The 25,959-nt window shown below is 43.3% G+C and carries 23 protein-coding genes, 1 tRNA gene and 2 pseudogenes; 18 read left to right on the plus strand and 8 right to left on the minus strand.

Annotated elements, in window-relative coordinates; translation table 11 throughout:
* Window positions 1-333: 333 nt before the first annotated feature.
* A complete protein-coding gene (metK, locus tag FTU44_RS09165) occupies window positions 334-1,500 on the minus strand; it encodes a methionine adenosyltransferase (RefSeq protein ID WP_005096646.1) in 1,167 nt (388 codons plus the stop codon).
* A 473-nt stretch (window positions 1,501-1,973) separates the two neighbouring features.
* On the opposite strand from metK, the gene FTU44_RS09170 reads away from it, so the two are divergent.
* The 5 genes from FTU44_RS09170 (at window position 1,974) to FTU44_RS09190 (ending at window position 6,497) form a co-directional block, all read left to right on the plus strand.
* Window positions 1,974-2,357, plus strand: coding sequence for a prepilin-type N-terminal cleavage/methylation domain-containing protein (locus FTU44_RS09170; protein WP_180050383.1), 384 nt, complete (start codon window positions 1,974-1,976; stop codon window positions 2,355-2,357).
* Window positions 2,358-2,809: 452 nt separating this feature from the next.
* On the plus strand, window positions 2,810-4,798 hold the full coding sequence (gene tkt, locus FTU44_RS09175) for a transketolase (RefSeq protein WP_005096649.1): 1,989 nt from the start codon (window positions 2,810-2,812) through the stop codon (window positions 4,796-4,798).
* A 134-nt stretch (window positions 4,799-4,932) separates the two neighbouring features.
* Window positions 4,933-5,148: a hypothetical protein gene (locus FTU44_RS09180; protein ID WP_005096650.1), complete on the plus strand. Its 216-nt coding sequence runs from the start codon at window positions 4,933-4,935 to the stop codon at window positions 5,146-5,148.
* A 174-nt stretch (window positions 5,149-5,322) separates the two neighbouring features.
* The gene (locus FTU44_RS09185) at window positions 5,323-5,778 is read left to right on the plus strand and encodes a GNAT family N-acetyltransferase (RefSeq protein ID WP_005171309.1); all 456 of its coding nucleotides are present in this window, start codon (window positions 5,323-5,325) and stop codon (window positions 5,776-5,778) included.
* Between the two features lie 128 nt (window positions 5,779-5,906).
* Entirely contained in the window at window positions 5,907-6,497 is a 591-nt protein-coding gene (locus FTU44_RS09190) for a YceI family protein (RefSeq protein WP_100357101.1), read from the plus strand.
* 71 nt (window positions 6,498-6,568) lie between these two features.
* Here FTU44_RS09190 and FTU44_RS09195 read toward each other — a convergent pair whose 3' ends face one another.
* On the minus strand, window positions 6,569-7,201 hold the full coding sequence (locus FTU44_RS09195; protein WP_100357102.1) for a LysE family transporter: 633 nt from the start codon (window positions 7,199-7,201) through the stop codon (window positions 6,569-6,571).
* Window positions 7,202-7,251: 50 nt separating this feature from the next.
* Complete coding sequence (locus tag FTU44_RS09200) at window positions 7,252-7,971, minus strand: glutamine amidotransferase (protein ID WP_180050242.1); 720 nt, start codon at window positions 7,969-7,971, stop codon at window positions 7,252-7,254.
* A 240-nt stretch (window positions 7,972-8,211) separates the two neighbouring features.
* Here FTU44_RS09200 and yfcF point away from each other — a divergent pair, with 240 nt between their 5' ends.
* Complete coding sequence (yfcF, locus tag FTU44_RS09205; protein ID WP_180050245.1) at window positions 8,212-8,847, plus strand: glutathione transferase; 636 nt, start codon at window positions 8,212-8,214, stop codon at window positions 8,845-8,847.
* A gap of 133 nt (window positions 8,848-8,980) precedes the next feature.
* Window positions 8,981-9,898 (plus strand): cation diffusion facilitator family transporter, encoded by a 918-nt coding sequence (locus tag FTU44_RS09210; RefSeq protein ID WP_005096661.1) that lies wholly within the window; start codon window positions 8,981-8,983, stop codon window positions 9,896-9,898.
* Window positions 9,899-9,925: 27 nt separating this feature from the next.
* Here FTU44_RS09210 and FTU44_RS09215 read toward each other — a convergent pair whose 3' ends face one another.
* The 4 genes from FTU44_RS09215 to cysS all read right to left on the minus strand — a co-directional run bounded on the left by FTU44_RS09215 (window position 9,926) and on the right by cysS (window position 13,535).
* On the minus strand, window positions 9,926-10,906 hold the full coding sequence (locus FTU44_RS09215; protein ID WP_180050248.1) for a fatty acid desaturase family protein: 981 nt from the start codon (window positions 10,904-10,906) through the stop codon (window positions 9,926-9,928).
* 91 nt (window positions 10,907-10,997) lie between these two features.
* Window positions 10,998-11,786, minus strand: a complete 789-nt coding sequence (locus FTU44_RS09220; protein WP_159138181.1) for a PaaX family transcriptional regulator C-terminal domain-containing protein — start codon at window positions 11,784-11,786, stop codon at window positions 10,998-11,000.
* A gap of 189 nt (window positions 11,787-11,975) precedes the next feature.
* Window positions 11,976-12,051, minus strand: a tRNA-Gly gene (locus FTU44_RS09225).
* 62 nt (window positions 12,052-12,113) lie between these two features.
* A complete protein-coding gene (cysS, locus tag FTU44_RS09230; protein WP_005096664.1) occupies window positions 12,114-13,535 on the minus strand; it encodes a cysteine--tRNA ligase in 1,422 nt (473 codons plus the stop codon).
* Window positions 13,536-14,019: 484 nt separating this feature from the next.
* On the opposite strand from cysS, the gene FTU44_RS09235 reads away from it, so the two are divergent.
* From FTU44_RS09235 to FTU44_RS09285, 11 genes and pseudogenes are all read left to right on the plus strand, one after another.
* Window positions 14,020-15,012 carry a KpsF/GutQ family sugar-phosphate isomerase gene (locus tag FTU44_RS09235; protein ID WP_071851229.1) on the plus strand — a complete coding sequence of 331 codons (993 nt, stop codon included), beginning with the start codon at window positions 14,020-14,022 and terminating at the stop codon, window positions 15,010-15,012.
* Between the two features lie 3 nt (window positions 15,013-15,015).
* Window positions 15,016-15,555 carry an HAD family hydrolase gene (locus tag FTU44_RS09240; protein ID WP_005096667.1) on the plus strand — a complete coding sequence of 180 codons (540 nt, stop codon included), beginning with the start codon at window positions 15,016-15,018 and terminating at the stop codon, window positions 15,553-15,555.
* Between the two features lie 33 nt (window positions 15,556-15,588).
* Window positions 15,589-16,137: an LPS export ABC transporter periplasmic protein LptC gene (gene lptC / locus FTU44_RS09245; protein ID WP_005096668.1), complete on the plus strand. Its 549-nt coding sequence runs from the start codon at window positions 15,589-15,591 to the stop codon at window positions 16,135-16,137.
* Entirely contained in the window at window positions 16,121-16,687 is a 567-nt protein-coding gene (gene lptA, locus FTU44_RS09250; RefSeq protein WP_005096669.1) for a lipopolysaccharide transport periplasmic protein LptA, read from the plus strand. The genes lptC and lptA overlap by 17 nt, the downstream gene beginning before the upstream one ends.
* Window positions 16,687-17,430: an LPS export ABC transporter ATP-binding protein gene (gene lptB / locus FTU44_RS09255; protein ID WP_005096670.1), complete on the plus strand. Its 744-nt coding sequence runs from the start codon at window positions 16,687-16,689 to the stop codon at window positions 17,428-17,430. The genes lptA and lptB overlap by 1 nt, the downstream gene beginning before the upstream one ends.
* Before the next feature lie 208 nt (window positions 17,431-17,638).
* Window positions 17,639-19,114, plus strand: a pseudogene (locus tag FTU44_RS09260) (TolC family outer membrane protein).
* Window positions 19,111-21,252, plus strand: a pseudogene (locus FTU44_RS09265) (type I secretion system permease/ATPase). Before FTU44_RS09260 ends, FTU44_RS09265 begins: the two co-directional pseudogenes overlap by 4 nt.
* The gene (locus FTU44_RS09270) at window positions 21,249-22,436 is read left to right on the plus strand and encodes an HlyD family efflux transporter periplasmic adaptor subunit (protein WP_180050251.1); all 1,188 of its coding nucleotides are present in this window, start codon (window positions 21,249-21,251) and stop codon (window positions 22,434-22,436) included. The pseudogene FTU44_RS09265 and the gene FTU44_RS09270 overlap by 4 nt, the downstream one beginning before the upstream one ends.
* A gap of 118 nt (window positions 22,437-22,554) precedes the next feature.
* Complete coding sequence (locus FTU44_RS09275) at window positions 22,555-23,154, plus strand: YigZ family protein (RefSeq protein WP_180050254.1); 600 nt, start codon at window positions 22,555-22,557, stop codon at window positions 23,152-23,154.
* Window positions 23,147-23,764, plus strand: coding sequence for an acyltransferase (locus FTU44_RS09280; protein ID WP_100328714.1), 618 nt, complete (start codon window positions 23,147-23,149; stop codon window positions 23,762-23,764). The genes FTU44_RS09275 and FTU44_RS09280 overlap by 8 nt, the downstream gene beginning before the upstream one ends.
* Before the next feature lie 410 nt (window positions 23,765-24,174).
* Entirely contained in the window at window positions 24,175-25,017 is an 843-nt protein-coding gene (locus FTU44_RS09285) for a universal stress protein (RefSeq protein ID WP_005171275.1), read from the plus strand.
* Window positions 25,018-25,187: 170 nt separating this feature from the next.
* Here the strand turns inward: FTU44_RS09285 and FTU44_RS09290 are convergent, their stop codons facing one another.
* Window positions 25,188-25,853, minus strand: a complete 666-nt coding sequence (locus FTU44_RS09290; protein WP_180050257.1) for an O-methyltransferase — start codon at window positions 25,851-25,853, stop codon at window positions 25,188-25,190.
* Between the last annotated feature and the right edge of the window lie 106 nt (window positions 25,854-25,959).

Raw genomic sequence — 25,959 nt, forward strand, 5'->3', positions numbered from 1 at the left:
AGAAAGTAACTTAGACCAGTGTTGATCATTCAGCATTGTACGAGGCATAGCGAGAAGTAAATTTGGTTTGGCGATTAAATTTTACTTTCTCGCTATTTTTTTGAACAGAAAATGTCAACAGACCCTAATAAGTTGTTTTAAGTGTATTAGATGAGTCAGATCCAGAAACTAAGAAATTTCTAATTTAATAAGCATTCAAGGATGATGGAGGTGAACAGGGTATATTATTAATCTTGCGATTTAAGTTGTCAGTCGTATAAAAAAGATGATTTTAAGCAATAAAATCCCAGTCATAAAAAAAGCCCGCAGGGTGCGGGCTTTTTAAAGAGAAAATTAGAGACCAGCAGAGGCTTTAAGCGCTTCCACTTTGTCGGTTTTTTCCCAAGTAAAGGCCGTATCAGAGCCTTCACGGCCAAAATGACCATAAGCCGCAGTCTGCTTATACATTGGCTGAATCAGATCCAGCATGCGGGTAATGCCATATGGGCGTAGGTCAAAGTGCTCACGAACCAAGGCAATAATCAATTCTTCAGATACTTTTGCAGTATTAAAAGTGTTGATTGAAATTGAAGTGGGTTCAGCAACACCAATTGCATAAGACACCTGGATTTCACACTTGTCTGCAAGACCAGCCGCAACGATATTTTTTGCTACATAACGCCCTGCATAGGCAGCAGAACGGTCAACCTTAGATGGATCTTTGCCAGAGAAAGCACCACCGCCATGACGCGCCATACCACCGTAGGTATCTACGATAATTTTACGACCTGTCAAACCACAGTCACCGACAGGGCCGCCAATCACGAACATACCCGTTGGGTTGATGTGGAATTTGGTCTCTGCATGGAACATATCGGCAGGAATGATTTTCTTCACGATTTCTTCAATCACAGCTTCTTTAAGATTGGCTTGTGAAATTTCAGGATCGTGTTGAGTCGACAAAACCACAGCATCTAAACGAACAGGTTTGCCATTTTCATAAGCAAAGGTCACTTGGCTTTTCGCATCTGGGCGTAACCAAGGCAAAGTTCCATTACGACGAAGCTCTGCTTGTTTTTCCATTAAGCGATGTGCATAGGTAATTGGCGCAGGCATTAAAACGTCAGTTTCACGGCTGGCATAACCAAACATTAAACCTTGGTCACCGGCACCTTGATCTTCAGGTTTCTGACGGTCTACACCCTGAGCAATTTCAGGTGACTGTTTGCCAATCATGTTGATTACGGCACAGGTCGAACCATCAAAACCTAGATCAGAATGGTGATAACCAATACCGTTCACGGTATGGCGTACTACCGCTTCAAAATCGATATTGGCCGTCGTTGTGATTTCACCGGCAAGTACAACCGCACCTGTTTTTACAAGCGTTTCACAAGCAACCCGTGCATAAGGGTCTTCTTTTAAGATTGCATCCAAAATAGCGTCACTGATTTGGTCAGCCATTTTATCTGGATGGCCTTCGCTTACAGATTCTGAAGTAAATACAGCGTACTCGCGCATAGTCCTATCACAGTTAATTTTAAAGACCCGATATGTTACATCGAGTTGCGCTCTAGGACTAGCTTAACACGACAAAATTGGTCGAAATTGTTTCAAATTATTGTGTTTTTAATTGATTAATAGAATTAAAAAAATTGATATGTCGATTTAACCGTCATTGCTGATTTGGCAAGGAGCGACAAATTAATCCGGATTTTCCCAGATGTAGCAAAATTAAACAGTTATATTCTCGAATAAATTTTAAAAGATCGCTGATTGGAAAAATATAAAGCTAAAATCTGAGCAATTTTCAGGAAAATGATTATTACATTAATACGCTCGCATGTGATTCAACATGATTCGACTAGCTGTATTGTTGTTGCATCGGCTTCTCTGCATATTAGGCCTAAGGTTTCACTACTGGCCGGTTAAGCATGGCCAAGATTCTTTTTGTATGGGCTTCTTGAAGTAAGACTGTACGGAGATAAGTCATGATGTATCAAAAGGCATTTACCTTAATTGAGGTGATGATTGTACTGACGATGATGGCGATTTTAGCCACCATGGCGTTTATGAGCTATCAGGGCTATGTGGTACGTGCTCAACTGGCTGAAGTGTTTGAGCAGGCTGGCACATATCGAACTCAGTTCATTGCCTCAGGTCAGCATTGTGATGCTGGACGCGAGATTGGGGGGAATACACGATATATCGAAAAAGTGGTGATTAATGCGGCATGCCGAATTGAGTTTAAGCTGCGACAGCAAGGCCTAGATGCAGCGATTCGGGGTAAATCAATTGCATTTGATGTCTATACGGGAAAATGCTTTTCGACTGATATTTATCAGCGCTATTTACCTAAAAGCTGCCAAGGGCGCTAAGCACGCTTGCTGCTTATGATTGAGCCTAAATAGATGTAAGCTTTTCATCTAAAAAATAAATACGTTGATCCATCTATTGATAAGAATGAATCATCAATGCTTTCCATCATCAACGAGAAAATTATATGACACATCTCGCTTTGAACGGATGGAGCCGACTTTAGATTAAAAACGAAGTAACAGTCAATTCTAAAAAATCCAGGGTTGAAAAGCTCAATCAGACAACAATATGCTAACTATCATATCTAATAAATCCATCGCAAAAGTGACCAGAGAAAACAGAACTAGAGAGAAAAATGTGGAATAATTACCCGATAAGGAAATACAAGACTAATAAACTGATAAATGTTGTTGCTTAGTCTTTACCCCTCGCTGTTTTTTTAAGACAATAGACCATAGTTTTGAAAGTCTTTTCATCATTTCCTATTTCTGAATATTTTGGACTCTGATTTATGACAACCCCGCTTAATGAACGTCGTATTGCAAACGCAATTCGTGTATTGGCAATGGATGCTGTGCAAAAAGCAAACTCAGGACATCCAGGTGCTCCAATGGGGATGGCAGATATCGCTGATGTGGTTTGGCGTGAATTCCTGAACCACAACCCGACCAACCCGAATTGGGCTAACCGTGACCGTTTTGTATTGTCAAATGGCCATGGCTCTATGCTTCAATATGCACTGCTTCATTTAACGGGCTACGATCTTTCGATTGAAGATCTAAAAGCATTCCGTCAACTTCATTCTAAAACACCTGGTCACCCGGAATTGGGTTATGCACCCGGGATTGAAACGACGACTGGTCCTCTAGGTCAAGGGATCGCCAATGCTGTTGGTTTTGCGCTGGCTGAAAAAACCTTAGCCGCACAATTTAATAAAGATGACCTTCAGGTTGTGGATCACTTTACTTACTGCTTCCTGGGCGATGGCTGCCTGATGGAAGGTATTTCACATGAAGTGTGTTCATTGGCAGGTACCTTAGGTCTTGGTAAGTTAATTGCCTATTATGACGACAACGGTATCTCGATTGATGGTGAAGTGGAAGGCTGGTTCTCTGACGATACCGAACAACGTTTCTTGGCTTACGGCTGGCAAGTACTTAAAGTAGATGGTCATGATAGCGAAGCGCTTCGTGCTGCAACTTTAGCAGCTAAAGCTGAAACTGCTAAGCCAACCATCATTATCTGTAAAACAGTGATTGGTTTGGGTTCACCAAACAAGCAAGGTAAAGAAGACAGCCATGGTGCGCCACTCGGGCATGATGAAATTGTCTTGACGCGTGCAGCATTAGGCTGGACTGACGAAGCATTTGTTATTCCTGAAGATGTGTATGCAGCTTGGGATGCCAAAGACAAGGGCGCTAAAACTGAAGCAGCGTGGAATGAAACATTTGCTGCCTATGCTGCAAAATATCCGACTGAAGCGGCAGAGCTAAAACGCCGTATGTCAGGTGATTTGCCAGCGGACTTCGTTGCAAAAGCAGATGCTTATATCGCTGAAGTGAATGCTAAAGCTGAAACCATCGCGACACGTAAAGCAAGCCAAAATGCATTGCAAGCACTGGTTCCATTATTGCCAGAAGTGCTAGGCGGTTCTGCGGACTTGGCTGGTTCTAACCTGACGCTGTGGAAAGGTGCGCAAGGTGTACAAGACAATGCAGCGGGTAACTACGTACATTATGGCGTGCGTGAATTCGGTATGACTGCAATCGCCAATGGTGTTGCGCTGCATGGCGGTTTCATTCCTTATGTGGCTACATTCCTGATGTTTATGGAATATGCACGTAATGCGGTACGTATGTCTGCCTTGATGAAGCAACGTGTGATTCATGTGTACACACATGACTCTATTGGTCTCGGTGAAGATGGTCCTACGCATCAGCCAATCGAGCAAATTGCATCTTTACGTGGTACACCAAACCTGAATACCTGGCGTCCATGTGATACCGTTGAAGCCGCAATTTCTTGGAAGTCTGCATTGACTCGTTCTGAGGGTCCGACAGCGTTAATCTTCTCTCGTCAAAACTTAGCTTTCCAAACTCGTACTCAAACACAAATTGAGAACGCCGCGAAAGGTGGTTATGTATTGGCTGAAGAAAAAGGCGAATTAAAAGCGATTATTATTGCAACAGGTTCAGAGGTTGCTTTGGCAATGGAAGCTTATGCAGAGCTTGAGGGCGTGCGTGTCGTGTCTATGCCATGTGCTGAAGAATTCATGAAGCAAGATGCAGCGTACCGTGAAGCGGTTCTTCCATCCAATATTCGTGCGCGTGTTGCGGTTGAAGCAGCGCATGTAGATTATTGGTGGAAATTCGTTGGTCTAGATGGTCGCGTAATTGGTATGAGTACTTATGGTGAATCTGCACCTGCAAAAGACTTGTTCCAGCACTTTGGTATTACCACTGATGCCGTTGTTGCAGCAGTAAAAGAAATTACTGCTTAATCAGCCCCTTAAAAGTTTAAAATGGCGTCCCAGTTTTGGGGCGTCTTTTTGTTTTTGGTCTTTTTAGCTCTGTTTTCATGTGACAAGAGTTGAAGAGTTCTCTTGATAATTGAATGCAAAAAAGTGAGATGAACATGAGCTTGTACGAGCAAATTAGCGAAGAAATTACTCTGATGGATGCAGGCGAACAGAAATGGATCGGGCAGGATCTACCTCTTGAGGCCATGATGGCGGTTGAGTTAATGCTGCAAGAACTCGCGGAAGAAAAAGTCATCAAAGTCCGTCGTAAAAACCATGAAAAGACGACTGGCCTAAAACAGGTTGATCGTATTCTGGTTGAAAAACTGTAAAGCTAAAATACTAAAAAGTCCCTGATTGGGGCTTTTTTTATGCCAGATGATTTTTGTCTGGAAGTTGCTTATCAAAACCAGATGAGATAAAGATAAGTTTATAACCCGCTATAGAACTCAGCACCCTATCGAAACGGTTTATTTTGATGAAATAGGCAAAAGAAGTTGGTAAACATGAAAATAAATTCCCAGATTCAGATCAAATCTTTAGAGCAAATATCACAGTACCAATGGCTGCCTTTATGGCAAGAATATCAGGCTTTTTATCATGCGAAGATCTGTGACGAGGTCAGTGAAAATACCTGGGCGAAATTACACAGTACTGAGCTAGATTCGATGTATGGCTTTGCCGCATTGCTTGATGAAAAAGTGGTGGGCATTGTACATGTGGTCGAGCATGACAGCAGTTGGACGCTACGACCTTATGCTTATTTGCAGGATTTATTTGTGCCTTCGCAGTATCGAGGTCAAGGTATCGCTTGCAAGTTGATTGAACAGGTTTATCAGGTGGCAGAACAGCGTAATTGTGACCGCGTTTACTGGCTTACGCATGAATCAAATCGTCAGGCACAAATGCTCTATGATAAAGTGGCCAAAAAGACCGGATTTATCCAATACCGTATGGATTAATAATAGAAATTTAAAAAATAACTTACAAATTTATCGTTTCATCGCTGCAACAAAACGTTTTATCTTTAGAGCTGTAAATATTTCTGAATTCTATACACTGAATAACATCCAAAACGAGAGATAAAAACATGAATTTCAAAACATTAGTATTAGGCTTAGCGGTTTCATCTGTAGCAACATTTTCTATTGCAAAACCAGTAACCTATACAATTGACCCGACCCATACTGCAGCCGTATTTAGCTGGGATCATTTCGGTTTTTCTACGCCATCTGGTAATTTCTCTGATATTCAGGGCAAAATCGTGGTAGACAATAAACAACCGGCAAAGTCAGCTGTGCATGTGACAATTCCAGTATCCAGTATTAATACCAACGTGACAGCTTTAGATGATCACTTAAAGAAAGCAGATTTCTTTGATGCAGCAAAATATCCAAACATCAGCTTTAAAAGTACCAAAGTAGAAACACAGGACAAAAAGAACTTCAAAATTACTGGTGACTTAACTATTAAAGGCGTGACCAAACCTGTGGTATTGGATGCTGTTTTAAACAAACAGGCTGAACATCCAATGATGAAAGTTCCAGCAATTGGTTTCAATGCAACCACTTCATTTGACCGCTCTGCATTTGGTTTAGGAGCAAACGTACCGAGTGTGGGTGATAAAATTACTGTTCAGATTACCACTGAAGCCACTGTACCTGCGCCTACAAAGAAATAAGATTCTCTGTATGGGTAGTATGAAAAAGCACCTGATTCAGGTGCTTTTTTATCAAATAAAATGACTTAGATCTAATCACGATTCAGAATCAGCAGACAGCCAAAACTGATAAAGATCCCGCCTGTAACTCCATCAATCCATTTGGCAAATTTTTGATAATAAGTCGTCATCTTCGGCATTGAAAAAATAATGGCTACAACCGTAAACCAGAGCAAACTTTCGATAAAGACCAGAGCTAAAAGAGAAGATTGTTCTGATAGTTTTGCATTAGGGCTAATCGCCAATGCAAATACACTGCTAAAGTAAATCAGGGCTTTGGGGTTGGCCATGTTGGTGAAAAAACCTTGCAGCAATAATTTAAGATACGACGGCTGAACGATAGAAAGAGCTTCTGCTTTCGAATTTGTTAAAGGTAGAGGTGTCTTAAAGCTCGACTTCAACATCAAACTGCCCAGATAGAGCAGATATAATCCACCCAATAGCATTAAGATCTGCTGTAACCAGACCATTTTCTGAAATAAAAAATGCAGGCCGCCAAGTGCACAAATTGACCAGACCAGAATGCTCAATGAAATACCGAGGGCTGCACATAAAGCATGCTTTCTGGACTGCCGGATGGCACTTTGTGTGACAAAGAAAAAGTCCGGTCCTGGACTAATCAGGGCAAAAAAATGAATCACGGCAATGCCGAATAATGCGCTCATAATGTTTCTACAGTCGAGAGGAAGAGTTTAGTCTGGAATGCATCTTGAGACTAGGATACGATATTTAATTGCGCCAGATATTGCTTTAGTACAGTTTGCGAGGTGGTTTCCAGTACAGGCGCAAACTGAAGATTGGCAGCGCGTAGTGCAGGAATATCAATTTTAGCCTGACTCAATTCACAGCTATGTCCAATCAGCCATTTCTCTAAACTTTCACTGGCCACTTCAGCATGGAATTGTAGTGCTAGAATATTCTGTCCTACCCGAAAGGCCTGATTTGGATAAAGATCAGAGCTGGCCAGTAATTCTACCTGTTCAGGTAGGTCAAAGGTATCACCATGCCAATGCAGGACGTCAATATCCTCCAGAGCTTTTAGTGGATTGTTTTCAATAGAAGCAAGACTGAGTTTAGACCAGCCAATTTCCTTCACATCTCCGGGGTAGACTTTAGCATTCAATGCAGCAGCAATTAACTGCGCACCTAAACAGATGCCTAAAGTCGGTAAATTCTTTTCCAGTCGAACTTTAAGTAAGTCTATTTCTTGTTGTAAGAAAGGGTAATCCTCAGTTTCATAGACTGCAATCGGGCCACCGAGAATAATTGTTAATCCAGGATGTTTAAAAGCCTTGGTAAGATCATCGATGCCAGCTTCGAAATAACGCACACGTAAGCCGAGCTGATAAAAAATATCTTCCCAAGCGCCTAAGTCTTCAAAAGCCAGATGTTGAATGGCATACACGGTATCGGAGAGGTGGGCTAAGTTCAGCATAGTTTTTTGATATCAAGAGAATGATTTAATTTAACGTGAATCAAAAGCAAAATAAAAGGTTTATCTACCGATCCTGTGCAAAATAGAAAGCAATGAACATCGCTGCGCTATCAGAAAGTTTCTAAACATTTTCGGGTGATCGCTACATGAAGCAGTTCATTTTTTTCTTTTGTATAGGAAAGAGAGTAGAGTAAGACTGCCGTACTGAATAAAAACAACAAGTCTATCAGGAACAAGGATATGCAAAATATACGTTTATATGTCGATAAAAATAGAATCAGCCCTTATGCCATGTCGGTTTATGTTGCCTTAAAAGAAAAGGGTTTAGATTTTCAGGAAATTGTGATTGATTTAGATCAGCAGCAACAGAAATCTGCGACTTATCAAGCCATTTGTCCAAGTGCTAAAGTTCCGTGTTTAATAGTAGATAACTTTAGCCTGTTTGAATCATGGGTAATCACTGAATACTTGGAAGATGCCTTTCCAGCTCCAAGTTATCCGGCCTTATATCCAAAGGAAATTCAGGCCAGAGCCAAATGTCGCGCCATACAAGCCTTGGTCAAAAGCGATTTTATGCAAATCCGTCAGCAAATGCCTTCCGATTCGGTATTTCATCCACCAAAAATATCTACACCTCTTACAGCTTCGATCACTGAAGAAATTCAGCGATTGTTAAATGTGGCAGAACATATGCTAGAGGACATATGGTTGGCTGAACACTGGTCAATTGCAGATTTTGATCTGGCCTTTATGCTGCATCGCCTGCTTAGCCAGCAGATTGAACTGCCTGATAAAATTCAGGTATATATCCAGCGAAATTTCCAGCGTGCTTCAGTTCAGGCGTGGCTAACAGAAAATGAAAAGCTCAAGCTTTAAGCTGCCAAAACTTATCAACTAGAGGATACAAAAAAGACTTAAATAGATAAAAATCAAGCGTAATATAAATCAGAACTGTGTGGAAAATTACGAGAAATAATGTCCTTGTTGCATCATTATTAAGGAGTGCGGGGTGGGGAATTCACATCATCATGAGCATAGTCATGTCACTGTGACTGCGAAAAATATCAAAAAGTTATCGATTGCTCTGGCACTCACGACCAGTTTTTTAATTGTGGAACTTATTGCCGGCTTTTTGACGCAGAGTCTGGCCTTGCTTTCTGATGCCGCACATATGTTTACTGATGCTGCGGCACTGGCGATTGCACTGGTGGCCATCAAGATTGGGCAAAAACCGGCAGATAACAAACGCACGTTTGGCTATCAACGCTTTGAAATTCTGGCTGCCTTATTTAATGCCTTGATGCTCTTTGTGGTGGCGATTTATATTTTATTTGAAGCCTATCAACGTTTAAGCAATCCTCCAGAAATCCAGAGTCTGGGGATGATGGTTGTGGCGAGCTTAGGACTCATCATTAACCTGATTTCGATGAAAATTCTGGTGTCGAGTAGTCAGGAAAGTCTAAATATCAAAGGGGCTTATCTGGAGGTGCTGAGTGATGCATTGGGGTCAGTCGGCGTGATGATCGGGGCGCTGCTGATTTATTTTACTGGCTGGATGTGGGTAGATACACTGATTGCCGTATTGATCGGATTTTGGGTTTTGCCACGCACCTGGATTTTGCTCAAACAAAGTATCAATATTCTGCTAGAAGGAGTGCCAGATGAAATTGATATTGAAAAACTGCGTCATGATCTTTTAGCACTCGAAGGCGTACAAGATATTCATCAGCTTAAAGTCTGGGCGATTACTTCCAAAAAAGTCATGTTGACGGTACATCTGGTTGCACCGAATGTAGATTATCAGAAACTGCGTCATCAGGCTTTTGAAATGTTGAGCCATCAGCATCATATTACTGAAATGACTTTACAGATTGAGGCAGAAAATTGTCCACCGGAACAACGAGGGCATTCGACCCATCAGCACTGAAATATAATCATCTGAGCATCGCAGGGCTTAATTATTTTTTAGAAGTGAACGGATGACATCCAAATAACTTGGTGGAGCATCGACATACTGACGCTCTCTTAACATTTGATGCATTTTCGCCAGCTTTTGATGCGGAACAGCGGCCATTAAATGATGTTCAATATGATAGTTCACATGAATCGGTGCTACAAAAGCTCGTGCCAGATAACCTGCGCGGGTTGTACGGGTATTGCTGAGGGCAGAATGACTGGTTTCCAGACCCGCATGTTCAGCCATTGCGCGAATACGGATAAATAAAGGGAATGGTGTGATATAAGCCAAAGGCCATAGCAAATACAGCTTAGGATGGCCACTGGCCCAAAACACAGAGAAAATCGTGGCATTCGCGAGCAGCATACCTGAACTGTTTTTCAGCAGATTTTTGGCCAAATCTACCTTGCTACGATCACCACGTGGAATAGGTTTGGGATCGTTGGATACACTCCATTCCAGAAGCTCCAAATCCATCAATACCCGACCTGCCAGAAATTTAAGTCCAGATTGCCCGTTTAAGTCGCGAAAGAATTTTCGGAATAATGAGCTTTGAGTAATGGGGAAGTTTTTCACCAGGCCTAAATCCGGGTCGTCTGGTTGAGAGGTTTTAGCATGATGTTTCAAGTGATAAGGACGATATTTGCTGACCTCATTCCAGATTGGGCGTGCACACAGCCAATCGGTCAAATGTGTATTTAGCCATTTGGTTTTAAACAGGCTATGGTGTGAGGCATCGTGCATCAAAATCGCCATGGCCAGCTGACGACCTGCCAAAATCGCCAATGCCACTGCACACATTAAAACCTTTCCCCAAATGGGCAAATATTCCCAGCTATAGGCCACTGTACCGAAGGTCATCACAATCACAGCCCAAGTTGAAGCTATAGACCAAGCACCATGTAAGTCAGAAGTCGTGGTGAGTTCTTTAATTTCTTCGCGGCTAAAAAATTCGGTGACACTGAGCTTAGTGTTCATTGTTTTGCCTATAGCGTTCTTATCATTACTTTCAATATATTTGTCCTAAATATTACAGTCAATTTATTTTTGTGAATAAATATGAAATAAATTATACACCCTGATTGTTAAAATATTGCTGCCATAAAAATTGCCCCTGTTTTTCTATTTTACGAACCGCCCGCTCAAATTGTTGCCGAGCTTCGGCTTCTATCCATTCTGCAGGAAGTAGGGGATCGGCACGTAAACTAAATAAGGCAGATTTACCGAGATAGAAGGCGGTTTTTGCTGCATCAGATAAAGGCAAGCTTTGAGAGTAATCAAACCATTGATGAATGTCTTGATTCACCTCCAGATAAGTTTGATGTAAGGCTTGAACATCCCAAAGTGCACTGACATCTATTTCCTGATCTATCTCACTGACTTGAAAAAAACGTGCATCTGGATCTAATCCAAACTGGATTGCAGCCGTTTTTAATTCGGTTAAGCTCAGCATTAAGTTGTCTGGACGAATAAAAACATTCTGCTCCATTTCCTGAAAGCCATAATAACCTAGTGCTTTTTCCCGTTTGGATAATGCAGTGCGATCTACACGTCCCAAAGCACCGGTATAAACCAGTACATATTTTCCATTCCACGCGGTCGCCATTTGCATATTGGGATGCTTGTTTAAACTGATAAAAGAAGTATCAAATTTTTTTTCTAGCAATTGATACACCCCGCGCTCTACAGCTTGAATGATATTTTCCTGATTCAATCGGGCTACAGCAACCCGCAGACTATTGTGAGAAATGCTTAATAGATCTGCTGCACATAGCATCTGTTTAATGCTGGCGGTGGAATTTTGAGACGCATATAACAAGTCTAAAACCAGATGACGGGCATTCAATTTATAAGTCATGAAACGATATCGTAATTAAAGGAATTGAAAGTTTTGAAGTTTATTTACAATAGCACTTTGTTGTGAATAACCCAAAAAAATGTCAGGGTGAAAGAGGATGAATAAGTGATTTGAGATATGCTTTTTATCAATGAAATTTTTTAAACACAATAAAAAACCCTTATCTTTCGATAAGGGCTTTTCGTATTCTGGAGCGGGAAAGGAGACTCGAACTCCCGACCCCAACCTTGGCAAGGTTATGCTCTACCAACTGAGCTATTCCCGCAATGAGATGAATTATAGAGAATTCCACAGCAGTGTCAACTCTCTACAAATCTGTTTGCTTAATTAATCAGCACGGCGCCAAACTGTACCTTGGCGGGTATCTTCAAGAACAACACCTTGATCAAGTAAAGATTGGCGAATTTCATCCGCACGCGAAAATTCTTTGGCTTTTTTGGCATCTTGACGCTGTTGAATTAAACCTTCAATTTGTTCAGGTGATAACCCTAGGGCTTCCTGACCAATATCAGATTTGAGAAACTCATCTGCATCTTGTTGTACCAGACCGAGAATATTGGTCAGATGGCGTAAAGTTGCGTAGTAGATTGCTGCCTGTTCCGCATTTTCCTCTTTCACGGCACGATTCAGTTCTTTGTTAATTTCAAATAGCACTGCAATCGCTTCAGGTGTATTGAAATCATCACGCATGGCAGCATTAAAACGTTCAACCAAAGCATCATCCAGCGTTTCCACCAGATGATCGCCATAAACCGCCTGATAGGTTTTAAATGAATGGTAGAAACGAGACAAAGTATTTTTCGCTTCTTTTAAGGCAACATCCGAATAGTTCACCGGGCTGCGATAGTGTGAAGACACAATAAAGTAACGCACCACTTCCGGATGGAACTTTTCGATCACGTCGCGAATGGTGAAGAAATTGCCTAAAGACTTCGACATTTTCTCGCCATCGACATTAATGAATCCGGCATGCATCCAGTAATTCACATATTGTTCACCGGTTGCTGCTTCAGATTGTGCAATCTCATTTTCATGATGCGGGAAGGTCAAATCGGCACCGCCGCCATGAATGTCGAAATGATTGCCCAGGCAGCAGGTCGACATCGCTGAACATTCAATATGCCAACCCGGGCGGCCATTACCCCAAGGTGAAGGCCATGCAGGTTCATTTTCTTTGGCGTGTTTCCAGAGGACAAAGTCAAATGGATGTTTCTTTTGAACTTCGACATCAACACGTTCAGAAGCTCCAGCTTGCATATCTTCTAACTTGCGACCAGAAAGACGGCCATATTTGGCAAATTTCTCGACTTCAAAATAGACATCGCCATTATTAGATGGATATGCCGTGCCTTTGTCGACCAGATTGCCAATCATATCTTGCATTTGGTCAATATAGTCTGTGGCTTTAGGCGCAGCATCAGGCGGGAGACAGCCTAGTTTGGCAAAGTCTTCATTCATCGCATCAATAAAGCGGCCGGTCAACTCCGAGATATTTTCGCCATTTTCATTGGCACGTTTAATAATTTTGTCATCAATATCGGTAATATTGCGCACGTATTTGACTTTCCAGCCTTGGCTGCGCAGGAAACGGATAATATAGTCAAATGCAACCACTGTACGTGCGTGTCCAATATGACAGTAGTCATAGACGGTCATACCACAGACATACAAATCAATTTGACCTTCAACACGAGGTACGAATTCTACTTTTTTGCGTTGCTCTGAGTTATATAGAACAAATGGTTGCATAGCTGTTCAAAAGACTTCAAATAAAAGGATGAATCATCTTAACCTAAGCATAATTATTCATAAAGACAAAAGCGTAAAAAGCCTCAGATATTTAGCATAGTTAGGCAGAGATACTGATTGATAAAAAGGTGATTCTTGGACGGAAGTCAGAATATTGAGCTCAGCTTTACAGAACTAGTGTTTGCCAGGGAGATTAGGTGATATTGGGATGAGTATGATCTTATTCGAATCCAGCTTATTGAGGAGAGAGTAGGCGTGTGTCGATAGAAAATAAAAAACAAGCATATTTTACAGCGTCAAAAATGGAGTAAATGTAGAGATGGAGATACCAGACTGCGTAAGTCACATACAATCAAGATATATTAAAAATCTGTCGAATCTTCTACATTTAGAAAGCTTGCAATTGCATAGCTATGCTAAAATTGCGAAAATTGTGCCCATCAAATGAGAGTTTTTCTCTGTCCTTAACGTAGGTAAACAGGCTTTGAATTCACAAAAAACAGCGAATCAACTCGATTTTCAGAAAGTCGCACTTGAAACACTGCGCATCGAAGAAAATGCATTACAGATTTTAGCCACACAGATTGATGGCCGTTTTAGCCGGGCCTGTGAAATTATTCTACAGTGTACTGGTCGTCTGGTAATTACCGGAATGGGCAAATCAGGTCATATTGGCCGTAAAATGGCGGCGACCTTTGCTTCGACCGGAACACCCTCATTCTTTATGCATCCGGGTGAAGCCGGTCATGGCGACTTGGGCATGCTGGTCGCGGGTGATGTGCTGATTGCGATTTCAAACTCAGGCAAGAGTGATGAGATCATGATGCTGATGCCACTCATCAAACATCTTGAAATTCCTTTAATTACCATTAGCGGCGATGAGCGTGGCCCAATGCCACAAAATGCCGATGTGGCTTTGACCCTGGGTAATATTCAGGAAGCCTGTCCGCTCGGGTTGGCACCCACCTCATCAACGACTGCCACCTTGGCCTTAGGCGATGCTTTGGCGGTGGCGTTACTGGATGCGCGTGGTTTTACTTCAGATGATTTCGCCCGCTCGCATCCCGCCGGAGCTTTGGGTAAGCGCCTGTTATTACATGTAAAACATCTGATGCGTACGGGTGATGATTTACCTAAAGTTTCACCAGATACCGCCATGAACAAAGTATTGTATGAAATTTCCAACAAACGTCTGGGATTGACCACGGTCGTAGATGCAAATGATGTCTTGCTGGGAATTTTTACCGATGGTGACTTGCGTCGTTTAATTGATAAACAGCAAGGTTTTGATGTCAATCTGGCAATTCAGGACGTGATGACCAAGAATCCGCTTACGATTTCTCAGGAAGCACGTGCAGTCGTGGCGCTGGAACGTATGAATGAACGTAAAATTAACCAGTTTGTAGTGGTTGATGAGGCCAATAAAGTGATTGGTGTGATTAGTATGCATGACCTGATTCAGGCTGGGGTAAATTAATAAATGGCATCTTATGTATTATTAGAGCAGGCACGTCATATTGCAGCATTAGTGCTTGATGTAGATGGTATTTTAAGTGACGGCTTTGTAACGCTGACCAATACTGGTGATGAAATCAAATCATTCGATATCCGCGATGGTCTGGGTATGAAACTGGTTCAGCAGGCTGGAATCAAGGTGATTATTATCACTGGCCGTAAAAGTAATATTGTCGAAAAACGGATGTCTGACCTGGGTGTGGATCTGGTCTATCAGGGCCGTGAAGATAAAGGCACAGCACTACGTGAAGCATGTGCACAGCTCAATATCGACCCTGAAGATTGCTTATATATGGGCGATGACTGGCCTGACTTATCTGCTTTTGCCATTGCTGGCATGAAAGTGACCGTACCGAATGGTCATGTCGAAGTTCGTCGCCGTGCAGACCTGGTGACTCAGGCGCTGGGTGGCCGTGGTGCAGTACGTGAAATCTGCGATATGCTGCTGATGTCCAAAGGCGTATACCAAGAGTTACTTGAAAAATATACTCGTGCGCCTTATTAATAAGTCATATCTTTTGGATTAAGTACACCGCTTATGGATACTAAAGTTTTATATATTACGGCTGTGATGATTGCCGCAATAAGTGGTGGTTATTATTATTACAGTGGCAAGGGCAATAAGCTGCAGACGGACTCCGCGCGCAGCATGACCTATTCCGCTCAAGATATTAACTTAACCCAGACAGATGAATCAGGCATGTTATCGGTTCGCGCCCAGGTGGATCGACTTGAGCAGAACTTGCAGCAACAGACCTCCAAGCTGGAAAATCTGCAAGCTTCGACCTATGACAATGCTCAAGTCGATGCGACTTTCTCTGCTAAAATGGCGCATGGCTATGATGACAATACAAAAGTTGTACTCTCTCAAGAAGTGCTTGCCACCAAAATCATGCAAAATGGACAGTTAGAGTTCCGTACTGAGGAGCTGACGGCTTTTCCAAAAACACGTGAAATTGAAACTGATAAAACGGTGATCGTGGAGTCTCCACAGGCTGAATTTATCAGCCAGGGTCTTAAAGCCAATCTTAATGATGGTCAATACGAATTCTTTAATATTCGAGGAAAGTATGAACCAAATTCCTAAAGTCAAAATGATGCACACTTTCCTGAAGCGCACTGCGCTGGCGACTGTGATTGGACTTTTTTCAATCGCGGCCTTTGCCTTGCCATCTGACCGTAACCAGCCGATCACCTTACTGGCGGATCGCGCGACTTTTAATGAGCGTACTGGGGTGACGACCTATTCTGGCAATGTCATCATTGAACAGGGCACCATGAAGCTGCAAGCCAATTCAATTGTGGCCAATCTGAACAATAAGCGCCAGATTAGCCTGATTACGGCTACCGGTAGCCCGACACAGTTCCAGCAAAAAGTAGATGCCTCCAAAGGTCTAACCAAAGGTCAGGCTCAGAAAATTGTCTACAATGCTGAAACCGGAATTATTACCCTGTCTGGTAATGCCTTATTGCAGCAGGATGGGGCCAGTATTCGTGGTGCGACTTTAAAATATAGTATGAATAAAGGTGATGTTGAAGCGATTGGTACACCGAATAAAACCGGTTCAGCTGAAGGTCGCGTAAAAATTGTGATTCCACCATCGGCTTCACAATCCTTTCCAGGAGCACGTGATTAATGGAACAATCGCAGCAGGTTCAAACCTTGACCATCAAACATCTGGCGAAAAATTATAATAAGCGCTGGGTGGTGAAAGATGTGTCTTTTAGTATGGAAAGTGGCCAGATTGTCGGATTGCTCGGACCTAATGGTGCAGGTAAAACCACCAGCTTCTATATGGTCGTCGGTCTGGTACGTATGGATAAAGGTGAAATCTATCTGGATGATCTGGATCTTTCTGATCTGGCCATGCATGAACGGGCACGCAAGGGAATTGGCTATTTGCCGCAAGAAGCATCGATTTTCCGCAAGCTGACAATTTCACAAAATATTATGGCGATTCTGGAAACCCGCAAGGATTTGACCAAGGCCCAACGTCAGCAACGTCTGGCGGAACTTTTGGCCGACTTTAAAATCACTCATATCAAAGATTCTTTAGGAATGAGTGTCTCCGGTGGTGAGCGACGCCGTGCCGAGATTGCACGTGCATTGGCGGCAGATCCAAAATTTATGCTACTCGATGAGCCTTTTGCTGGTGTCGACCCGATCTCGGTTGGTGATATTAAAGATATCATCACCACTTTGAAAGATCGTGGGATTGGGGTATTGATTACCGATCATAATGTGCGTGAAACGCTGGCGATTTGTGAACATGCTTATATTGTGAGTGAGGGAGCATTGCTTGCTGAAGGTACGCCAGCAGAAATTCTGGCCAATGAAACAGTAAGAAAAGTTTATTTAGGTGATGATTTTACCGTATAAACAGCTTTTATGTCTGTAAGATACCCACATCACGACACCAATTGTCGGATGAGGGTTTTTTTTCATCAAATCAACGTTAAAAAAGTATCTTTTACAACGATTTGATATATTGTTAGGCTAAAACACGAAACATTAATTATTATGCGATTTAGGGTACAGCACATAAAAAATGTTCAGGGGGAAAACCGATAAAAAAAGGGGGATCTTCATGAGTCTTCTTTTGCCTTTATCTATTTCCTTGGCACATGCAGAAACTTCGCAAAACCATTTTGCAAATATTAAAAACGGTTTAAGTAAACTGATTGCACCAGAGCCAACACGGTCAGCGCATTCAGTTGATATTACGTCACTCAGTCGCTACTCATTAGACACTTCTCAGGTAGCTGAACTGCCCAGATTACCCGGCCACAACAGGGACAGTCTGCTACCGGCCCTATCGTGGCTCCTATTCCACAAAAGATGAATGTGGTGGAAGCGATCCATACCGCAGTTCAGCGACGTCCTGAAATTAGCCAGAGTATTTCTACCCTGTCTGCACAGGCGGCCAATATTGATGTGGCAAAAGCAGCCTATTATCCGCAGTTATCGGGCGGATTGGGGACCGGTGATCTGACCTCGGGTGAGCGTGGACGTCAAGTGATTTCCTTAAATGCGACACAGATGCTGTATGACTTTGGCAAGATCAAAACCAATGTCAGTATCGAGGAAGCCAGATTGGCAGAAGAGCAGGCAAGGGTGCTGGTCAGTCTGGATCAGGTGGCTTTTGAAGTGGCAGATGCGATTGTTAATATCAAGCGTTATCAGGAAATTACCAAAATTGCCCAGCAACAGATTCAGGGCATTGGACGGATTGCAGAAATTGCCAATTTGCGTGCCCGTGCCGGTATCAGCAGTCAGGCCGATCCAATTCAGGCTCAGTCCAATCTGGAAGCGGCACAATCGAACCTGCTGGTGCAGCAGACCCAGCTCAGACAATATCAGCAACGTTTACGCACTTTGTTGGGATTTGATGTATCTACAGTTGAATGGGATATTCCTGAACGTATTGTGACACAGGCAGATCTGTACCAAGATCCGGAATTTACCCAGATTCCAAATATGATCCTAGCACATGCCGGGGTTAATGTTGCCCGTTTGCAAAAAAGATCAGGCGCGTTTAAGTCCTTATCCGACCATTCATCTCAAAGGCAGTCTAAGTCAGGCAGTTAACGGGCGAAATCCGAATAATAATGAAGATGATGGCTTTTATAATTCAGTCATGATTGAAGCCAGCAGTAATTTGTATCAGGGTGGTGCAACGCGTTCACAGACCCGTGCCGCAAGCTATGCTGAAGAAGCTGCACGCGCACAGGTCAATACGGTCTATCTGGATGTGCTGGATCAGGTGCGCTTGATCCGAGAACAGATTGAAAATAAACAAAAGCAAATGGGGGTTTTATCCCAACGCCGCGCCACTACGGTACGCACCAAAGAGCTGTATCAAGAGCAATATAAATTGGGTACCCGAACCGTAGTGGATTTACTGAATGCAGAGCAAGCCATTCATAGTGCAGCGCAGGAAATTGAATCGGCGCGCTATGACATTTATTCGGCGATCGTACAGTACATTCAGGTCACGGGCCGTACACGGGATATTTACGCGCTTAACAGCATTTCTATTCAGGGGTTTGAAGTTCAGCCATGAGTACTACAATAATAAATTATCAACCTTGGCTTCAGGCAGTATTAAATATTGCCCGGCATTACCGGATTGAGCCTTCTGAAGAGCGAATTCGCCTGCAACTGGACTGGAACCAGCATCATGACATTGATGACCTGCTCAAGATTGTCAGTCGTCAGATGGGGTTAAATGTCCGTAAAAATAAATTTGACCGTAGCCTGCTGAATCCATGGCGTTTGCCATTGCTGGTTGAGTTTGACAGCGGAGATGTCGGCGTCATTGAACGGATTGACCGAGACGGTAATCTCAGTGTACAGCTCAGCGGTGATGATGGCCTGTCTCAAAGTTTTAGAGTTGAGCAGTTAGAGACTGGCGTTAAGCATCTTTATGTGCTGCGTCCTGAATCTTCAGTACCCGATGCCCGGGTCGATGAATATATCAAGCCTTTTGAAAAGAACTGGTTCTGGTCAATCGTTCTGAATGACTGGAAGCGCTATATCGATGTGATGTTTGCGTCTTTAATTACGAACATCCTTGCGTTGGCGACCATTGTCTTTTCCATGAATGTGTATGACCGTGTCATTCCATCGTAATCTATTCCAACCTTATGGGTGTTAGCTGGCGGTGTGTTAATCGCAGCGATTTTTGAGTTTGTTTTACGCGTGTCACGGATCTATCTGTCCGACATTATTGGGAAACGTGCGGACTTAAAAATTTCTGACCGGGTGTTTGGCCATTCATTGCGTATCAAAAACAGTGAACGATCCAAATCGACAGGAACGTTTATCTCGCAGATTCGTGAACTGGAAGGTGTGCGTGAACTGGTGACTTCAACCACAGTCACAGCAATTGCCGATCTGCCATTCTTCTTCCTGTTCTTGGGCATCTTCTGGGTCATTGGTGGCAATCTGTTCTGGGTCATGTTGCTCGTTGTGCCTTTAATGATTCTGCCGGGAATTCTGGCGCAGAAAAAACTGGCACAGCTGGCGCAGTTAGGCATGCGTGAATCGGCCATTCGCAATGCCTTGCTGGTCGAAGCTGTGCAAGGGATTGAAGACATTAAGTTGCTCAGGGCTGAAACACGTTTCCAGAATCAGTGGAACCATATGAATGAAGTTTCGGCTGATGTCAGCATGCAGCAACGTAAAATTGTGGGCTTGATGACGGCATGGACGCAAAAAATTCAGGGGCTGACCTTTGCGATTGTGGTCCTTGTCGGCGCTTTTGCGGTCATGGAGGGTGATATGACCACCGGTGCACTGGTGGCCTGTTCGATTCTATCTTCACGCATGTTAGCGCCGATATCACAAATTACTGGTGTACTGGGGCGTTTGCAACAGGCCAAAGTCGCCAAGGCCGGGCTGGATGAATTGATGAAAAAACCGGTGGATCAGCCGGATTATTCACACCTGATTCATCGTCCGGCATTAGAGGGTCATTATGAGTTAAATGGCGTGGTGTTCAAATATGGTGATGATGACCCAAAACCGAGTCTGATGATTCCAAAACTGGAGATCAAGCCAGGGGAAAAAATTGCGATTCTGGGGCGGAATGGTGCAGGAAAATCGACTTTGTTGCAGCTCCTGTCTGGGATGCAGACGCCTTTACAGGGCAAGGTCAAGCTGGATGGGATTGATCTGACCCTGATTGATCCTTCAGATATACGTCGTGATATGGGCTTGCTGAATCAGAACTCACAGCTATTTTACGGCTCAATTCGTGAAAATCTGAGTTTGGGTGCGCCATTGGCCACCGATCAGCAAATTTTGGAAGCCTTACAAATGACCGGCGCGCTCGGTTTTGTGCAGGAGAAAAAAGAAGGTCTGGATCATATCATTTTAGAAGGGGGCGTCGGCTTTTCTGGCGGGCAGCGCCAAGCCTTGTTATTGGCACGGCTGTTGATTCGTCAACCCAAAATTTTGCTGCTGGATGAACCGACCGCTGCTATTGATGATGTTTCTGAGAAACAGCTGATTGATCATCTCAAAGGATATCTGACCCATCGTACCATGGTGGTTGCGACGCATCGCCGTGCGGTACTGGAACTGGTGGATCGTATTCTTGTGGTGAATGACGGCAAGATTGTCATGGATGGACCACGTGATCAGATCCTGAATCAGTCGCAGGGTGGCAATAAACGGGTTGTGGGAGCAAGTGCATGAGTGAACTACAACAACTAAAACGTTCCAGCAAGGTCAGCTTTCAGGAACCGCCATTACCCAAATCAAGTGTCATCATCTGGATTGTCGGCATTGGTCTATTGATGCTGCTGACCTGGGCCTGGTTATTCAAGCTGGAAGAAGTTTCCACAGGTACTGGTAAAGTGATTCCATCATCTAAAGAGCAGGTTATTCAGTCTCTGGAAGGCGGTATTCTCACCAAACTGAATGTCAAAGAAGGTGAGATTGTCGAGCAGGGGCAGGTATTGGCTCAGCTGGATCCGACCCGTTTTGAGTCTAATGTTGGGGAGTCGGCTTCGTTATTAATCTCGTCACGTGCGACTGCTGCGCGTTTACGTGCCGAAGTCAGCGGTGCTCCGTTGTCTTTCCCGCCTGAAGTACTTAAAGAGCCAAAACTGGTGGCAGAAGAAACTGCATTATATCAATCACGGCGTGCCAATCTGGAACAATCTCTGGCCGGTTTAAAACAGGCATTGGTGTTGGTACAGCAAGAACTGGAAATGACAGCACCACTGGTGGCCAAAGGGGCAGCCAGTGAGGTTGAAGTACTACGCTTAAAACGTGAAGCCAACGACCTGCGTAATCAAATGAATGATATTCGTAATCAATATTATGTGAGTGCGCGGGAAGAGCTGTCCAAAGCCAATACCGATGTGGAAACTCAGCAACAGGTGGTACGCGGCAAGTCAGATACGTTGAGCCGGACTATTTTTAAATCACCGGTACGCGGTATCGTAAAAGAAATTGATGTGATGACCTTGGGCGGCATGATTCCACAAAATGGCAAGTTGATGACCATCGTGCCACTCGACGAAAAACTACTGGTTGAAGCGCGGATTTCACCACGTGATATTGCCTTTATTCGTCCAGATCAGGAAGCACTGGTTAAAATTACGGCCTATGATTATTCAATCTATGGTGGGTTAAATGGTAAAGTTGCGATGATTTCACCAGACACCATCCGTGATGAAGTCAAGCAGGATCAGTTCTATTACCGGGTCTATATCCGCACGGACAGTGACAAACTGAATAATAATGCGGGTCAGGAGTTTAATATCACCCCAGGTATGGTGGCCACGGTAGACATTCGCACCGGTTCAAAAACTGTCATGGATTATCTGATCAAGCCATTCAACAAGGCCAAAGAAGCGTTGCGGGAACGCTAATCCTTTCAGGCCATTGAGTCAAACAATCGAGTCAAATCAGGCCTCTCCATGGAGAGGCTTTTTATTTGTTGAAGTAAAGCAGGTATACTGCCAGGGTTCGATTTTAAAGCCCGAAGTTATGCCATATACGCTTGCCAGCCTGGTCAGTTTTGAGGAAGACATCAAAAAAAGCCGATTTCAGGCATTTGCGACCCCTGTAGAAAATGAACAGCAGGTCAAAGATTTTCTGGACGCTTATCGTGATCCAAGTACCACGCATCAATGCTGGGCCTGGAAAATTGGCCATCAGGTGCGCTTTAATGATGATGGTGAACCTTCAGGCACTGCGGGGCGCCCGATTCTCGCCACCATTGAAGGTAATGAACTGAGCAATGTACTGGTGCTGGTCAATCGCTGGTATGGCGGGATTAAACTCGGCACCGGAGGTTTGGTTCGTGCCTATGGCGGCTGCGCTGGACAATGCTTGCTGCTGGCAGACAAAATTGAACTGATTGAAAAGAAAAAAGTGCAATTTTTCTGTCAGTTTAATGAATGGGCCATTTTTCAGTATGAACTGAATCAGCAGCAAATCGATTATCAGGAAGACTATAGTGCCGAAGGCGTTCAGGTTCAGGCACAGTTGCAGAAGCATCAGATTGAAGCTTTTGCTTTAAAAATTCAGGATGTGACTCGTGGCCGTGAACAGCTCAAAATCATAGAAGAAGCGACAGATGACTGAAGCAGATCCATTACTGAAATATCGTGAGCAGCATAAACATCGCCTGAACTATATGCCTTGGCTATACTGGTCCTTAAAGCCGAAAAACCGTGGCTGGGCAGAAGCTTGGCAAAAAGAATATCAGGCTTATCTGATGGAAATGGAAACCGTCGAGATTGGTGAAAACTGTTTTATTTCACCACTGGCACATATTTTTGCGGAACCGGGACGCAAGATCGTCATTGGCGATAATACCTTTATCGCCGCAGATTGCACCCTGCATGGCCCACTGGACATTGGCAATGAAGTGGCGATCAATCATCACTGTATTCTGGATGGTGGCCGGCTGGGGATTAAACTGCATGATCAGGTGCGTATCGCAGCGTATTGTCATCTGTATGCATTTGATCACGGTATGCAGCTAGAACAGCCAATTTATCAGCAAGCGGTACGCTCACAAGGCATCGAAATTGGCCGGGATGTCTGGCTCGGCGCACATGTCGGTATTAAAGATGGCGTTAAAATCGCAGATCAGGCCATTGTCGGAATGGACAGTATGGTCACCAAAGATGTCGAAGCACGGGCTATCGTTGCTGGGAATCCTGCAAGCTTTATTCGATACCGCAAATAAAGCTTTACACTCAGTAGATCTCTTTCATCAATCAAAAAATGATGGTTCTATTGATATTTAAATCCACGAGATATTAAAAGCCCTTTCTCTCTTTCGGATGAGAAGCAGTGCGTCGCAAGGGCATGAGCGGATTTTATAAAGACCTCTTCCTTGTGCAACAGTATTGCTGACTTCCTAACAGCAAGAGGGAATTTCGCTGATATGAATTAGAAAATGATTTTAAACGCATTTTAATGATCTGAATTTAAGTGTTTGGCCTAATGGCTGAATTATTCTTCTAATTATCGGTCAATCACATAAAAGTTAACATATTTCAATTCAAGCCTTACAGATTTTGCTGCACATTTTATAAAGCTTATGCTAAGTTAAAAATAACAAAGAAATTTTTATCATAAATAGAGAGGCTAAACATGAAACGTGTCATCGCCTGCATCGACTCTTCACCATGTATAAACGCGCTGGCAGACGCGGCTGCATGGATTGCCAAACAGACTGGACGTGAACTGGTTTTGTTACAGGTCTTGGATTATTACCCGGCCAGTTATCATCTGGGCGAAATCAGTGGGGTAATCGGGTTTGAAAGCAATGCCATGTTGCTGAAGGAATTGGCCGAGCTTGAACAAAAACAAAGCGAAATTGCCTTGGATTATAGCAATAATCTGCTGCAACATATTTCCGAGCGGATTTTAGCCGAACATGGTATTCAAACCACACATATTCAGGAAAAAGGGGATTTTCTGGAGCAAAGTTTCCAGATTCTTGAGCCGGATGATATCGCATTAATTGGATTGCTCGGTGAGCGCTCAGCTGAAAAGAATAAACCGATCGGCACCAATGTCGAGAATTTTATTCGTGGTGCCAATTGTACGGTCATGACCGTTGGGGAGCAGTTTAAACCGCCAACACGATTTATTTTTGCCTATGAATATTCTCCAACCTGTATCAAAATGATGAGACGGATTGCGGAAAGTGATCTGCTGCGTTTATTACAATGTCACCTGTTATATATTGGCGATCATGCCGAAATTTTAACTGAGCCGCTGCAATATCTGACTCAAGCGGGTCTAGATGTAGTGCCGCAATATCGCTATGGCGATGTCGCCGAGAATATTTTGACCTATCAACAGGAGATGGGTATTCAACTGATTGTTCTGGGCGCATTTAGTCACAGCAAAATCCATCAGTTTTTCCTCGGTAGTATTGCCACCACAATTTTCCGTAATTCCAAGGTGCCTTTACTGGTCGCAAAGTGAGGATTGCCTAAAAAGCAAACAAAATTAAAATTTAAACGTAAATTGTTACAGCTTGATTTAAAAATGATCAGAGTTATCCTCATATATTGTGGATAACTCTGTGGTTAATGTTTTTAAGTTAATGTTATATATAATAAATATGGCGCTGGGTAATTTTTGTTCTTCTGATTTTATTTGACAATCGCAAGTGCAAAACCATCATGTCCTTTACTGCCTACAGTCTGTAAAGCGGTACAAGACAAGATACGTGGATGATTTTGCAGCGCTTTAAACATGACACGGATGCCTTCAATACTTGGCTTGTGATTGTCCGGATTGATAATCTCGCCTGCACGGATTACATTGTCCAGAAAAATAAGTGTACCTGAATGCGACAGATTTAAACTGAGTTCCAGATATTCCGGATAACTCTGTTTGTCTGCATCAATGAAGATAAAATCAAAAGCCTCGGTCTCTGCGGGTAGAGCTTTGAGTACATCTGCTGCACGACCACATTTCAGTTCAACAGTTTGCTTGAGCTGGGCACGGTCAATATTTTCCTGACCCATTGCCGCGTGGGTATCACGTCCTTCAATTGTCAGGATATAACCATCATCCGGCAAAGCACGTGCCAACCACATGGTGCTGTATGCGGCAAATGTTCCGAGTTCCAGTACACGTTTACATTGATTCATCTGGATCAGCATCTGCAACAACATGCCTTGATTTGCTGCTACAGCCAGATGATCTGGCAGACCATGCGCAGCAGTATTTTCCAGCGTCTGGTTCAGGATGGGATCTTCAGGAATTAAATGTGACTCAATGTAGTTGTCAATGTCTGTCCACATGTGTTGCATAGTTTTAGCACCATCAATTGCGATGGGTGCATTTTAAACTTTTCGCGGCATAGCGCAATTTATTGTGCTATAGCTGCTGTTTTTTTAGGCTATATAAAGTCTTAAA

Origin of the sequence: Acinetobacter sp. YH12105, from assembly GCF_013419095.1 — a bacterium.
In the GTDB taxonomy this organism is placed as follows: domain Bacteria; phylum Pseudomonadota; class Gammaproteobacteria; order Pseudomonadales; family Moraxellaceae; genus Acinetobacter; species Acinetobacter pseudolwoffii.